This window comes from Mesorhizobium sp. YC-39 (assembly GCF_025753795.1).
Lineage (GTDB): Bacteria > Pseudomonadota > Alphaproteobacteria > Rhizobiales > Rhizobiaceae > Mesorhizobium.
Window position 1 is genome coordinate 755,343 of sequence record NZ_JAOWPS010000004.1, and the last position, 12,909, is coordinate 768,251.

At 63.2% G+C, this 12,909-nt stretch carries 13 protein-coding genes; 10 read left to right on the plus strand and 3 right to left on the minus strand.

Features of this window, described 5'->3' with window-relative positions:
- Positions 1-78 precede the first annotated feature (78 nt).
- The 4 genes from hflK to OHD62_RS25105 all read left to right on the plus strand — a co-directional run bounded on the left by hflK (position 79) and on the right by OHD62_RS25105 (position 4,006).
- On the plus strand, positions 79-1,191 hold the full coding sequence (gene hflK, locus OHD62_RS25090; RefSeq protein ID WP_263788250.1) for an FtsH protease activity modulator HflK: 1,113 nt from the start codon (positions 79-81) through the stop codon (positions 1,189-1,191).
- Positions 1,191-2,135 carry a protease modulator HflC gene (hflC, locus tag OHD62_RS25095; RefSeq protein WP_263788251.1) on the plus strand — a complete coding sequence of 315 codons (945 nt, stop codon included), beginning with the start codon at positions 1,191-1,193 and terminating at the stop codon, positions 2,133-2,135. The genes hflK and hflC overlap by 1 nt, the downstream gene beginning before the upstream one ends.
- A 6-nt stretch (positions 2,136-2,141) precedes the next feature.
- Positions 2,142-2,327 carry a DUF2065 domain-containing protein gene (locus OHD62_RS25100; RefSeq protein WP_263788252.1) on the plus strand — a complete coding sequence of 62 codons (186 nt, stop codon included), beginning with the start codon at positions 2,142-2,144 and terminating at the stop codon, positions 2,325-2,327.
- Positions 2,328-2,491: 164 nt separating this feature from the next.
- Entirely contained in the window at positions 2,492-4,006 is a 1,515-nt protein-coding gene (locus tag OHD62_RS25105) for a DegQ family serine endoprotease (RefSeq protein ID WP_263788253.1), read from the plus strand.
- A 28-nt stretch (positions 4,007-4,034) separates the two neighbouring features.
- Here OHD62_RS25105 and OHD62_RS25110 read toward each other — a convergent pair whose 3' ends face one another.
- Entirely contained in the window at positions 4,035-4,625 is a 591-nt protein-coding gene (locus OHD62_RS25110; RefSeq protein WP_263788255.1) for a GNAT family N-acetyltransferase, read from the minus strand.
- The gene (serB, locus tag OHD62_RS25115; RefSeq protein WP_263788257.1) at positions 4,622-5,509 is read right to left on the minus strand and encodes a phosphoserine phosphatase SerB; all 888 of its coding nucleotides are present in this window, start codon (positions 5,507-5,509) and stop codon (positions 4,622-4,624) included. The genes OHD62_RS25110 and serB overlap by 4 nt, the downstream gene beginning before the upstream one ends.
- Here serB and miaA point away from each other — a divergent pair.
- Together miaA and OHD62_RS25125 are read left to right on the plus strand one after the other, a co-directional pair.
- A complete protein-coding gene (gene miaA / locus OHD62_RS25120) occupies positions 5,499-6,467 on the plus strand; it encodes a tRNA (adenosine(37)-N6)-dimethylallyltransferase MiaA (protein ID WP_263788568.1) in 969 nt (322 codons plus the stop codon). The genes serB and miaA overlap by 11 nt on opposite strands.
- 129 nt (positions 6,468-6,596) lie before the next feature.
- A complete protein-coding gene (locus OHD62_RS25125; protein WP_263788260.1) occupies positions 6,597-7,388 on the plus strand; it encodes a GGDEF domain-containing protein in 792 nt (263 codons plus the stop codon).
- Between the two features lie 201 nt (positions 7,389-7,589).
- On the opposite strand, the gene OHD62_RS25130 is transcribed toward OHD62_RS25125, so the two are convergent.
- Entirely contained in the window at positions 7,590-9,419 is a 1,830-nt protein-coding gene (locus OHD62_RS25130) for an ATP-binding protein (protein ID WP_263788261.1), read from the minus strand.
- A gap of 170 nt (positions 9,420-9,589) precedes the next feature.
- Here OHD62_RS25130 and OHD62_RS25135 point away from each other — a divergent pair, with 170 nt between their 5' ends.
- The 4 genes from OHD62_RS25135 to OHD62_RS25150 all read left to right on the plus strand — a co-directional run bounded on the left by OHD62_RS25135 (position 9,590) and on the right by OHD62_RS25150 (position 12,789).
- On the plus strand, positions 9,590-10,156 hold the full coding sequence (locus OHD62_RS25135) for a helix-turn-helix domain-containing protein (RefSeq protein ID WP_263788263.1): 567 nt from the start codon (positions 9,590-9,592) through the stop codon (positions 10,154-10,156).
- Positions 10,157-10,161: 5 nt separating this feature from the next.
- Positions 10,162-10,470, plus strand: a complete 309-nt coding sequence (locus OHD62_RS25140) for a hypothetical protein (RefSeq protein ID WP_263788265.1) — start codon at positions 10,162-10,164, stop codon at positions 10,468-10,470.
- Positions 10,471-10,525: 55 nt separating this feature from the next.
- Positions 10,526-11,059: a GNAT family N-acetyltransferase gene (locus tag OHD62_RS25145; RefSeq protein ID WP_263788266.1), complete on the plus strand. Its 534-nt coding sequence runs from the start codon at positions 10,526-10,528 to the stop codon at positions 11,057-11,059.
- Positions 11,060-11,628: 569 nt separating this feature from the next.
- Entirely contained in the window at positions 11,629-12,789 is a 1,161-nt protein-coding gene (locus tag OHD62_RS25150; protein WP_263788268.1) for a PcfJ domain-containing protein, read from the plus strand.
- The last annotated feature ends 120 nt before the right edge of the window (positions 12,790-12,909 follow it).

The window sequence follows — 12,909 nt, forward strand, 5'->3', positions numbered from 1 at the left end:
GCATCCCTATAGAAGAACGACATTGGATTTCGCGCCGTAGAACAGGCGCTTGAGGGAATTCCAAGCGAAAGGACATTCATGCCCTGGAATGACAAAAGTGGCGGTGGCGGCGGCCCATGGGGTGGCGGCGGCAATCAGGGTCCCTGGGGGCAGGGGCCAAAGGGACCGAGCGGCCCGCAGGGCTCGCCTCCCGATCTCGAAGACATTATCCGACGCGGCCAGGACAGGTTGCGGCGTGCACTGCCGGGTGGCGGTGGCGCCAGCCCAGCCGTGTTCGCGCTGATCGCGGCAGCGCTTGTCGTGCTGTGGGCGTTCAAGGCGATCTACACCGTGCAGCCCGACGAGGTTGCGGTTGAGCTGAGGTTCGGCAAGCCGAAGGCCGAGCTCTCGCAGCCCGGCCTGCATTTCCATTGGTGGCCCATCGAAACGGTCGAGACGGCCAACATCGCCGAGCAGCTCGTCGACATCGGCGGCGGCAACACCAGCGGCGAAGGCCTGATGCTTTCGGGCGACCAGAACATCGTCAACGTCCAGTTCTCGGTGGCCTATCAGGTCTCCGATCCGAGGGCCTATCTGTTCGACGTGTCCGATCCGGATGGCATGCTGCGGCAGGTCGCCGAAAGCGCCATGCGCGAAGCGGTCGGCCGCAGGCCCGCGCAGGACATTTTCCGCGACGATCGCCAAGGTATTGCGGCATCGGTGCGCGAGATCATCCAGACGACGCTCGACGGCTACAAGGCCGGCCTCCAGGTAAACGCCATCTCGATCGAGGACGCCGCACCGCCGCGCGAGGTGGCCGATGCCTTTGACGAGGTGCAGCGTGCCGAGCAGGACGAGGACAAGTTCGTTGAGCAGGCCAACCAGTATTCCAACCAGAAGCTCGGCCAGGCACGCGGCGAGGCCGCCCAGATCCGCGAGGACGCGGCAGCCTACAAGAACCGGGTCGTGCAGGAGGCAGAAGGCGAGGCGCAGCGCTTCATCTCTGTCTATGACGAATATGCCAAGGCGCCCGACGTGACGCGCAAGCGGCTTTATCTGGAAACGATGGAGAGAGTTCTGAAGGATTCGGGCAAGGTCATCATCGAGCAAGGCAATGGGCAGGGGGTCGTCCCCTATCTGCCACTGCCGGCATTGCAGCAGAAGGCGCCGGCGCCGGCCCCCCTGGGCGGCACGACGGGAGGAAACCAGTGATGGCCAACCGTCTTCCCGTCATCGCGGTGATCGCCGCCGTCATCCTGTTCCTGCTCTATTCCTCGGTGTTCGTGGTCAATGCACGCCAGCAGGCGCTGGTGCTCAGATTCGGCGAGATCGTCGACGTCAAGAACCAGCCGGGCATCTATTTCAAGGCGCCGTTCGCCTTCTTCGATGCCGACAGCGTGCAGTTGATCGAAAACAGGGTGCTGCGTTTCGACCTCGACAATATCCGCGTCCAGGTGTCGGGTGGCAAGTTCTACGAGGTCGACGCCTTCATCGCCTATCGCATCTCGGATCCGCGCGTGTTCCGCGCCGCGGTGTCCGGCCAGATCGAACTGGCCGAGGCGCGGCTGAGGACGCGCCTCGACGCGGCGCTGCGCCGTGTCTACGGCCTGCGCGACTTCGAAGCGGCGCTCTCGGAAGAGCGCGCCGTGATGATGCGCGAGGTGCGCGACCAGCTCAGGCCTGACGCCACGTCGCTCGGCCTGCAGATCGAGGATGTCCGTATCCGCCGCACCGACCTGACGGCGGAAGTCTCGCAGCAGACTTACGACCGCATGAAGGCCGAGCGTCTGGCCGAAGCCGAGCGGCTGAGGGCGCGCGGCAACGAGGCGGCGCAGCGCATCAAGGCGCGCGCCGACCGCGAGGTGGTGGAGATCGTCGCCGAGGCGCAGAAGGAATCGGAAATCCTGCGCGGCGAGGGCGAAGCCCAGCGCAGCGCCACCTTCGCGGCGGCCTATCAGCGCGATCCGGCCTTCTTCGATTTCTACCGGTCGATGAATGCCTATGGCACGGCGCTGGACAATACCGGGACGACGATGGTGCTGTCGCCGAACTCGGAGTTCTTCCGCTTCTTCCGCAATCCGGACGGCAAGGACACGCCAACACCGCCGCCCGCAGCACCTGCCGCGCCGGCAGCGCTGCCAGGCACCGGCCAGTAACGGCCGGTGCAGGATTTCCTGGCGGCAATGGGCCTGGTTCTCGTCATCGAGGGCCTGGTCTATGGTTGCTTTCCCGGCCTCGCCAGAAAACTCGCCGGTGAGGTTTTGGCGATGCCGGAGAACGCGCTGCGGATTGCGGGGCTGGCGGCGATCGTCATCGGCGTTGGTATCGTCTGGCTGGTGCGTGGCTGATGACGGCGATTGTTTTCATGGTGCCGGCGTAACGGAGGATTTATCCTCTGCCGATAGTCAAGGCCGCAAACGTGCCGTATTTTTTGCCAACATGGCGTGACGCAGCCGAAGCGCTTATCTTTTCAGAAACGCTTATCTCTTCAGAAAAACTGGGAGACTTCTCGATGACATCCAACACCCTTCTGCGTGCGGCGAGGCGGACGTTCATCGCCGGTACGGCGGCACTCATTGTCGGGACCTTTGCCATTTCGTCTTTCGTGACGCCTTCGGTCGCCGCGGACGGGCCGCCTTCGGTCGCTGATCTCGCGCAGGGCCTGCTCGGCGCCGTGGTCAACATCTCGACCTCGCAGACGGTCAAGGGCACGGAAGGTCCGGGCGCGGTGCCGATGCCGCAATTGCCGGAAGGCTCGCCGTTCCAGGATTTCTTCGACGATTTCTTCAAGAACCGTGGCGGCGACAAGGATGGTGGCGCGCAGAAGGTGCAGTCGCTGGGTTCCGGCTTCGTGGTCGACGCCGAACAGGGCATCGTGGTGACCAACAACCATGTCATCGCCGATGCCGACGATATCGAGGTGAATTTCTCGGACGGCGTGACGCTAAAGGCGACGCTGGTCGGTACCGACACCAAGACCGACGTCGCGGTGCTGAAAGTCGATCCGAAAGGGCACAAGCTGACCGCGGTGAAATTCGGCGATTCCAGCAAGATGCGTGTCGGCGACTGGGTGATGGCAATCGGCAATCCGTTCGGCCTTGGCGGCACCGTGACGGTCGGCATCGTCTCGGCCCGCAACCGCGACATCAATTCCGGTCCCTATGACGATTTCATCCAGACCGATGCGGCGATCAACCGCGGCAATTCCGGCGGCCCGCTGTTCAACAGCGTTGGCGAGGTGATCGGCATCAACACGGCAATCATCTCGCCGTCCGGCGGCTCGATCGGCATCGGGTTTTCCATTCCCTCGCAACTCGCCTCTGGCGTCGTCGACCAGCTCCGGCAGTTCGGCGAGACGCGGCGCGGCTGGCTTGGCGTGCGCATCCAGCCGGTGACTGACGACATCGCCGAAAGCCTTGGCATGGCAACCGCCAAGGGCGCGCTGGTCGCCGGTGTCATCAAGGGCGGGCCGGTCGACAACGGCACCATCCTGGCGGGCGACGTCATCATCAAGTTCGACGGCAAGGACATCCACGAAATGCGCGACCTGCCGCGCGTCGTCGCGGAAAGCACGGTCGGCAAGGCGGTCGACGTGGTCATCGTGCGCAAGGGTGTCGAGCAGACCGTGAAGGTGACGCTCGGCCGGCTCGAGGACGGCGAAAAGCTTGCCAGCGGCGAAGACGGCAACACCGACCAGGACAATGGTGACAAGGCGCCTGCCGTTTCGACGGCTTCCGTGCTCGGCATGACCGTCGGCGAACTGAACGATGAGACGCGGACCAAGTTCGGCATCGCCGCCGATGTCTCCGGCGTCGTCATCACCGATGTCGCCAAGGATTCGGCCGCCGCCGAACGCGGCATCCAGGCCGGCGAGGTGATCACCGAGATCGCCCAGGAATCGGTTGCCACGCCGAAGGACGTCATGGACCGGATCGGCGCGCTGAAAGAGCAGGGGCGCAAGAATGCGCTCCTGATGCTGGCGTCGAAGAGCGGCGAGTTGCGGTTCGTCACGATCCGGATGGATTGAGTCCGGTAAAGGCTGCAACACTTTGACTTTACGGGAAAAAGGGTGGCCAGCGCGCCGCCTTTTTTCTTGTGCGCCAGTCGTCGCGCGAAAGCCTGTAGAGCACATGCCGCTTGAGTGCGGGGTAGCTGTCGGGAATGCCGGGATGGTCGAAATCGTTGGCCGGGTCGGCAGTCATGCCGAGGCGTTCCATGACAGCGGTGGAGCGGCGATTGTCGCCGACGGCGAAAGAGACGATTTCGTCGAGGCCAAGCGTTTCGAAACCGTAGGTGAGCCAGGCTTCGGCTGCCTCGGTGACATAGCCATGGCCCCAGAATTCTGGCGCCAGCCGCCAGCCGATCTCGACAGTGCCGGCCGGCAGGACTGGCAAATGGTCAGTAACGAGCAGGCCGACGAAGCCGATGCATTCGCCGGTTTCAATGATCTCGGCAGCAGCGAAACCGTATCCGTCCTCGGCAATCCAGGCGCGGAATTCATCCATCTTGGCGTCGGCGGCGGCACGATCGCGGCGGAACGGAAAAAATTCCATGACGCGCTCGTCGGAATTGATCCGGTGAAAAAGGTGGCGGTCGCGCTCCTCCCAATTGCGCAGGATCAGGCGCTCGGTGCGGATCGGTCTCATTCGACAAACTCCTCGCGCCGGTATCCCTGCAGATAAAGCAGCGCGGTCAGGTCGCCATGGTCGATACGGACCTTGGCCTCGGCCGCCACGGCCGGCTTGGCGTGCAAAGCGACGCCAGTACCCGCAAGACGGATCATGTCGAGGTCGTTGGCGCCATCGCCGACGGCGATGGCATCCGCAGTAGTCAGTCCGAGACGCGCCGAAATCTCCAGCAGCGCATCGGCCTTGGCGGCGCGGCCGAGGATCGGCTCGGCCACCATCCCGGTGAAATGGCCATCCTTTTCAATCAGGCGGTTGGCGCGGTTCTCCTGGAAGCCGAGCATCGCCGCGATCTGTGAAGTGAAGACGTTGAAGCCGCCCGATATGAGCGCCGTCCAGGCGCCGTTGGCACGCATTGTCCGAACAAGCTCGCGGCCACCGGAGGCCAGCGTCAGCCGATTGGCGATGATGCGGTCGACCACGGCGGCGTCGAGACCTTTCAGCAACGCCACCCGCTCGCGCAAGGCCGGCTCGAAAGCGATCTCGCCATTCATCGATCGCGCCGTGATCGCGGCAACGCGATCCTTGACGCCGATCTCGTCGGCGAGTTCGTCGATGCACTCCTGGTCGATCATCGTCGAGTCCATATCGGCGATGAGGATTTTCTTTCGCCTTGCCTTGGCCTGCTGAACGATCACGTCGACCGGCTCACTGGCGAGCACGGCGCGCAGGCTGGCGGTCGCTTCCGTGGTTTCGGCTGTCTCGGGCAAAGCGAGATCGCAAGCGATCCCCTCGGCCAGCCAGCGAACAGCGCTTGCGCCGACCGACCGTGAGGCCATATTCGCAATCGCCGGCGACAATGCGTGGCCGGCGGGATGGGATACAAGCGTGGCGATCAGCGACATCGAGAATTCCGGTGGGCAGGCGGGCGAGGGCCGCGTGAAGAACGCGATCCTGATAGCCGGGCCGACTGCCAGCGGCAAGTCGGCGCTTGCGCTCGATCTCGCCGAACGCAAGGGCGGCGTCATCGTCAACACCGATTCCATGCAAGGCTATTCAGTGCTCGATGTGCTGACGGCGCGGCCGAGCGCTGCCGAACTCGCCCGCGCCCCGCATTATCTCTACGGCCACGTCCATCCCTCCACCGCCTATTCCACCGGCGCCTGGCTGCGCGACGTGATGAAGCTGATCGACGCGGGCACGTTCTCAGAGCGGCCGGACGGTACGTTCTCCGAACGACCGGTGATTTTCGTCGGTGGCACCGGGCTTTATTTCCGGGCGCTTGCGGAAGGCATTTCGGAAATGCCCGACATTCCGCGGTCGATCCGCGACCGCTGGCGTTACGAACTCCAGGAGCAGGGGGCGGCTAAGCTGCACCGTATCCTGCTGCGCGAGGATTCAGCGGCCGGCATGGTGCTGAAGCCGACCGACGGCCAGCGCATCGTGCGGGCGCTGGAGGTGCTCGACGCATCGGGCCGATCCATTCTGGACTGGCAGGCGATGCGCGGCCGGCCGCTGATCGACAGGGACAGCGCGCGCTTCTTCGTGATCGTACCGGAGCGGGCCGCGCTGGTGAGCCGCATCGAGGCGCGGTTCGACCGCATGCTGGATATGGGGGCCGTCGATGAGGTCAGGCGGCTCGCGGCGCTTGGCCTTGATGCCGACCTGCCGGCGATGAAGGCGATCGGCGTCCGCGAACTCCGGGCGGCGATGGCCGGGGAGTTGAGTTTTCCCGAAGCGATCGAGCGCGCCAAGATCGCGACGCGACAATATGCCAAGCGGCAGGCCACCTGGTTCAGGCATCAGTTGGGCTTGGAGTGGCAAAGACTGCGCCCCGGCGATGATGTGGAATCCGCGATTTAAGCGCCCCTTTCAGGTGCAACCTGAAAAGTTGACTTCGAAAGGAGACTTCCCGTTGAAGTTGTCTCGATTAACCCTCCGTAAGGCCCCTGCGTGCAATAAGGTTTGCAGGAATTTTCCAGCGGCGGCCAGATGCGTTTCCACAAGGCGGAATCAGCCTTTTTCGTGTTTATCTTTGTGATCCTGGCTGCTGGCTTGGTGACGCTTCACGCCTATGGACTTCTGCAAGCCTTCGCCAACGAGCTTGGCGCGCCCTCCAAGGTCGACGAGATCGTCCACCTCAACAAGCTGCTGTTTGTGACCGGCGTGCTTTTGGCGACCGCGCTGTTCTTCGGCATTTTCTTCATCTATCCGTTGATCCGCAAACAAGCGATGGAAGAAGGCAAGCTGCGCGCCATGACGGTGTCGCTCAGCGCGCGCTCGGAAACGCTGGAGCATGCGGCGTTGACCGACAGCCTGACCGGCATGCAGAACCGGCGCTATTTCGACGATGCGCTGAAGGAATATCTCGAGGAGTTTCGCCGCATCGAGAAGCCGGTCGGGCTGATGATCCTTGACCTCGACCATTTCAAGCAGGTCAACGACACCCATGGCCATGATGTCGGCGACGAGGTGTTGCGGGCGGTCGCCAACTGTCTCAAGGACATGACGCGCTATCACGACGTGGTGGCGCGGTTGGGCGGTGAGGAGTTCGCGGTGGTCACACCCAATATGGACGCCGAACTTCTGTCCAAATTCGCCGAGCGCATCCGCAAGGCGATCGCCAATATGTCGATATTGTCAGGCAACGTTCGCCTGAAAATCACCACCAGCGTCGGCCTTGCCGTCTGGGACCGCAAGGAAACCGCCGAAGAGTTTTATCGCCGCGCCGACCGCCAGCTCTATGAGGCGAAGAGGCAAGGCCGCAACCGCGTCTGCGCCTAAAATCCCGGAGAAGAATTCATGAGGCCGGCCGACTGACGTAGCTTTCTGCGCTTCCGGTGCTCACGGACTTGAATGTCCGCTCCGCTCCGGTTCTCGAAAGCTACGTCATTCAATCCGGCCTGATGAATTCTCTTCCAGGATTTACCCAAGCTTGCCAACGGGTGGAGCCTTGGAGCATATGGTATGCCTAGCCGTCGTCGCTCAGTCGTTTTGCGGGCGCAGGCCGAAGGTGGCCGGCTTGAGGCCGTAGCGCAGGTCGAAATCGTCGTCCGGCTGGACGCGTGGAGCGGGCGGCTTGCGGTAGTCGGGGTCGCCCGCCTGCCGGCCCGAATCGACGGCTTCGGCGAAGGCCATCGCCTGTTGCGGTTTCGGCACGTTGCGCAGCCTTTCGACGATCGCCACCAGATCGACATCATTGCCGGCCTCGGCCGGCAAGGCGTCCTCGCGCTTGGCCGTGCCGGGGATCAGGTCTTCGGACATTTTCTCGAACTTCAGCCGCATCGTCGTCGCCACGCCTTCACCGAAGGCGATGGCTTCGCGCTGGCCCATGGAAGACAGGAAGGCAAGCGTCGAGGCCGAGGAATCGGCAATTGCCGAACGGATGATCGCCTGGTCCTGCTCGTTGGCGAGCCGCATGGCGAAGAAGGTCGAGCACTGCGACAGGATGGTGGGATCGAGTTCGCCCGGGCGCTGGGTTACGACACCGAGATAGCAGCCATATTTGCGGCCTTCCTTGGCGATGCGCGACAGCGCATGCCGGGTCGGTGCAAAGCCGAGACGCGGATCGGCCGGCATATAGCGATGCGCTTCCTCGCACAAAAACAGCAGCCGCAGCCGGCCTTCGCTCCACAGCGCCAGGTCGAAGGCCAGACGGGCCAGCACCGAACAGACGGAATTGACGACTTCCGATGGCATGCCGGCCATTTCGAAGCAGGTGACCGGCCGGCCGTGATGCGGCACGCGGAAGATGTTGCCAATCGTCTCGTGGATGGTGTCCTCGATCAGGCGCGAATTGAACATGAAGCGGTAGCGCGGATCCGCGGCCGCCGATTCGATGCGCGTCTTCAGCGATCTGAGGGTGGGACGGTCATTCTTGCTTTCCAGCAATCCCATGCGCTCGTCGATCTGCTTGATCAGATCGACAATGCGGTAGGGCACCGGCGTGTCCGCGGTCAGCGCGTCGACGCCACGCCTGAGAGAGGTGCCCGAGCTCGGGTTGCGATACAGGCTTTTGGCGGTGGGGATGAGATCGCGCAAGGCATCGACTTCCTCCGGCACGGTTTCACGCCCGCGAAACAGCACCTCGGCGAATTCCTCGAGCTTGAACATCCAGAAGGGCAGGTCCAGTGTCGTCGAATCCACCTTGACGCAAAGCTCGGGCAAGGACGCCGCGAACTCGTTGTGCGGATCGAGGATGAGGACGCGCAGATCGGGCCTGGCGGCGATCGACTTGCGCAAAAGCAGCGAAACGGCGGTGGATTTGCCGACGCCGGTGGTGCCGACAATGGCGAAGTGACGCGCCAGCGTGTCGTCAATGGCGATGTTGGCGTCGATCGTCTCGTCCTGCGACAGTGTGCCGATGGTGATCGAATGGCGCCCGGCGAGGTCATAGACCGCCTGCAGGTCGCGGCTGCGGATGCGGTGGGCGATCGCGCCGATATGCGGATAGCAGGTGATGCCCCGGTCGAAAACCGGCTTGGCGCCGGGCCCGACGCCGTCACGTACCTCGCCGATGAGCTCGATGCTGACCTCGATCGGGTTCTGGCCCTCATTGCTCCAGGCGCGATCCGACTTGCCGATCCCGTAGACCAGGCCGACGGTTCGCGTGGTGCCGAGGTTGATGGAAATCATCTTGCCGACGGTCCATTGGCCGGTGACCGTGCCTTCGGCATCCTCGGCATAGGCGCTGATGGTGGCGCGCGCGCCGTCGCACTGCACGACATTGCCCAGAATGCGCTTGTCGTTCTGCTCTGCTGTTCGGCGCTCCTGCAGTGTCGGTTCTCCGACGGAGGCTTGACGTTCGACAAACATGAGCAGGCTGTTTCCCCATTTCCCCAGGAGATCAACCTTACAGCGACGGGGTTAAGGTGGGATGAGGCCGGATGGTACAGAGAGTCTTAAGCCATTCGCGAAAATTGAATCAAACGGTCCTTTGCTCGACGACCCTTTGCACGACCGAGAGAATTCGATATAATGAACATATGACTTATATAGCGAATGATATCTCTTCGACCATCGGCAGGCGGATACGCTCGGAAAGGATCATGCGAGGCTGGTCCCTGACGGAGCTCGCCGACCGGTCGGATGTGTCGAAAGCCATGCTGAGCACGATGGAGCATGGCAAGACGAGCCCGACCGCGGCACTTCTCGTGCGCATCGCCGCGGCCTTCGGTATGACGCTTTCCACCCTGATCGCGCGGGCAGAATTGCAGGGCGGTGGATTGCTTCGTGAAAGCGATCAGCCGGTTTGGCGCGATCCAGCCACCGGTTATATCAGGCGGCATCTTTCGCCGGTCTCGGACATGCCGCTTGAACTGATCCGGGTCCAATTGCCGGCGGGAGCCAAGGTGAGCTTTCCGGCTGCGTCCTATGCCTTCATCAGGCAGCAGATCTGGCTGATTTCCGGACGGCTGGCATTCACCGAGGGCGATGTCGTGCACAGTCTCGAACCAGGCGACTGCCTGGCGCTTGGCGCGCCATTGGATTGCACCTTCCACGCTCCGGGACCGGATGCCGCCGACTATCTGGTCGCGCTGGCAAGAGGCTGAGGCGAATGGCGCGTCGCCCGAAGCGCTCCGACAATGGCGGCCCGCCACTCGACGACTACAACGGTCCGCCATGGGGCGATGGCGATGCCTACATCTTCCTGGCCTGGCAGGCGGCGCATGCCAAGGCCTGGAAGGCGCCGAGCCACGAAATCATGCTGATGCGCCTGGACAAGGCCGAGCGGTTAGGCCTGACCTATGAAGAGTATACGCTCGAAATCCTGGAGCGCGGGCTGCATTTGCAGCCAAAGGACACCGATCGCATTGCCGCGATCAAGGCATCACGAAGGCGACGCCGGGTCAGTCGTCTGGATTGACGGCAGCATCTGGATCACGCCGATCGCTCAATCGCAGTCAAAGGACCTCGCACGCATGAGCTCCATCGAAATCAAGGCTCTGACGCAGGCCGCGGGAACGCAGGCACAGCTGGTCGACTTGCTGATCGAAACGGTCGCGGCCGGCGGGTCGGTCAGTTTCATGCACCCGCTGTCGCAGGAAGCAGCCGGCGCCTTCTGGGCGAAGTCGCTTGCCGCGGCGGCAAGAGGCGAAAGAGTCGTGCTTGGCGCATGGGACGGCGAAGTCCTGGTCGGCACCGTCACCCTGTTGCTCGACTATCCTCCCAACCAGCCGCACCGGGCCGAGATCGCCAAGCTGATGACCCGCGTCGAGCATCGCGGCAAGGGCGTGGCGACCCGTCTGATGCGGGCCGCCGAGAAGCTTGCCGTCGAGCAAGGCCGCACGCTGCTGGTGCTGGACACGGCGACCGAGGAGGGGGCATCGGGTCTCTATGAGAGATTGGGCTTCATCCTGGCCGGCGAGATACCGGACTATGCGCTGAAGCCGCATGGCGGGCTGACCGGCACGCTCATCTATTGGAAGCGCATCGTCGTCACGCCGCCGCGATAGTTCGTGCCGGTCAAGTCGGTGCCGCGCCGGAGAGGACGTCTTGCTGTTGCGTTTGTTCCGATGTATTAGCCGCGCCCGACATGCGGCCCTTTTATTGCCGCACCGTTCAGACTTTTGAAGGAGGCGACGATGAGATCTTGTTCACGCGTTTTGCGCCTTCGCGGCAGTCGGACGGGCTGACTCGCGCCATAGCGGGTTTTCCAACTTCCTGACAATCTGAGAACGGCTATGCCGCGATGCTGGTCATCGCTGTACACGGTTCGTCAAGCCGTAACGGCGCCGATGCCGCGTGGATTCCATTAAAAACGGTGGGCGCTGAAAGCTCCCCGCCGACGATCGCGGCTGTCTGAAGATCTGAGATGCACCTTTGCAACACTCGGTCAGGCCATTGTAAACATTGGAAGAATGGCTCTTGCCTCGAGCTCGCTGTGAGCGTAGAGACGCCGCCCATTCCTAACCCGTCATCCCCAGAGGAGACCTGTCAATGACCCCGCAATCCAGATCGACACATTCCGTGCCGGCGCTGGAATTGCGTGCGGCTGACAGGGGTCCAATTGGGAAAAACGGCCATGGCGAAGTCCATGATCCAGCGCAGGCAGGACGCCGAGCGCGAACGCATTGAAGCATATTCCGTAACGCTGCGGCGGGTTTCCCGCGCCCCGCGTCCCACTCCGGATTTCGAGCGGGCACTTGACGAGGCACGCCGGGGCCTTGCCGGCCTGGCGATCCGCGACGGCGCGCTGTGGCGTCCGAAGCTGAAGACGCGTGACCCTGCGCGGCTGCGGCTGGCGGCTGCTCGCCATCTCTATGCACGCTATCCGGTTTCGGCCGCGCTCGAAGCCATCTGGCTGGACAGGTCGGGACTGGACGCTAACGAGATCGCGCTTCGCATGGCCTGGTACGTCGCGGTCGCAGGTGGCAACTCGCTCTACAAGGCAGGTGCCAATGCCTTTCTGTCCCGCAAGGAGGTGCATTGCTTCCTGAATGTGACCGGTGACTTCTCGTTCAACGAGGCGTTTTGGTTGGCGATCGCGCGGTCCTATACGGATGATCCGGGGTTGGCGGCCCGACTTGCGCGGACGAAAATTGCGCGCACGCCGCGCGGGGAATTGGTCTTCTGGCGCGAGGTGACGCGATTTTTCTGCGGGCATCCAGCGTCGAAGGAGGAGATCGATGATCTGTGCGATTACATCGGCGCGATGCACCAGCGCGATGCGGCGTACAGTCTGAAGGGTCGCACGCTCGGCTCGCTGCGTCGACAGATGTCGGAATGGCATCGCGACATTGCCGCGATCGAACGCATCGAGGCAATGCGCCGCCGCGCTGCCGGCAGGGCTCCGCCTACTGCCGGATTGCGGTCGCAGCGCCGTGCCTGGGACGGCTCGCTCCTCGAGGACTGGGAATGGCAGCCATCGGGCAAGGAGGCGAAGGCGCATGGCGAGCGTTTCTTCGTCCGCCAACTGAAGACCACCGAGGATCTGGTCGCCGAGAGCCGGGCGATGCATCATTGCGTCTCGATGTATGCAGCCAAATGCATCGCCGGCAATGCCTCGATCTGGGTGCTGCGACGCACGGCGCTCGGCAAGATCGAGCGGTTGCTGACGATCGAGCTCGACCCGCAAAACCGTGCGGTGCAGGTGCGCGGTTTCGGCAATCGTCTCGCCTCGCTGGACGAGCGCAAGATCATCGAGCGCTGGGCCAAGGCGAGGGGCGTGATGCTCAGGGCATGAAACAGAAGACCCCGCGCGGCGGAAAACGCCGCGCGGGCTGCACGGATGTGCCGATGCTAGGTCGCAGTCGCTGACCGGCACGCTCATCTACTGGAAGCCGGTCAGTCTCCGTGACGGCTC

What these genes read in the sequence shown, in the direction of transcription:
- OHD62_RS25150 (WP_263788268.1), top strand. Translation starts at nt 11,629, where the DNA reads ATGGCGAAGTCCATGATCCAGCGCAGGCAGGACGCCGAGCGCGAACGC.
- OHD62_RS25135 (WP_263788263.1), top strand. Translation starts at nt 9,590, where the DNA reads ATGACTTATATAGCGAATGATATCTCTTCGACCATCGGCAGGCGGATA.
- OHD62_RS25145 (WP_263788266.1), top strand. Translation starts at nt 10,526, where the DNA reads ATGAGCTCCATCGAAATCAAGGCTCTGACGCAGGCCGCGGGAACGCAG.
- OHD62_RS25110 (WP_263788255.1), bottom strand. Translation starts at nt 4,625, where the DNA reads ATGAGACCGATCCGCACCGAGCGCCTGATCCTGCGCAATTGGGAGGAG.
- OHD62_RS25140 (WP_263788265.1), top strand. Translation starts at nt 10,162, where the DNA reads ATGGCGCGTCGCCCGAAGCGCTCCGACAATGGCGGCCCGCCACTCGAC.
- OHD62_RS25105 (WP_263788253.1), top strand. Translation starts at nt 2,492, where the DNA reads ATGACATCCAACACCCTTCTGCGTGCGGCGAGGCGGACGTTCATCGCC.
- hflC (WP_263788251.1), top strand. Translation starts at nt 1,191, where the DNA reads ATGGCCAACCGTCTTCCCGTCATCGCGGTGATCGCCGCCGTCATCCTG.
- serB (WP_263788257.1), bottom strand. Translation starts at nt 5,509, where the DNA reads ATGTCGCTGATCGCCACGCTTGTATCCCATCCCGCCGGCCACGCATTG.
- hflK (WP_263788250.1), top strand. Translation starts at nt 79, where the DNA reads ATGCCCTGGAATGACAAAAGTGGCGGTGGCGGCGGCCCATGGGGTGGC.
- OHD62_RS25125 (WP_263788260.1), top strand. Translation starts at nt 6,597, where the DNA reads ATGCGTTTCCACAAGGCGGAATCAGCCTTTTTCGTGTTTATCTTTGTG.
- OHD62_RS25130 (WP_263788261.1), bottom strand. Translation starts at nt 9,419, where the DNA reads ATGTTTGTCGAACGTCAAGCCTCCGTCGGAGAACCGACACTGCAGGAG.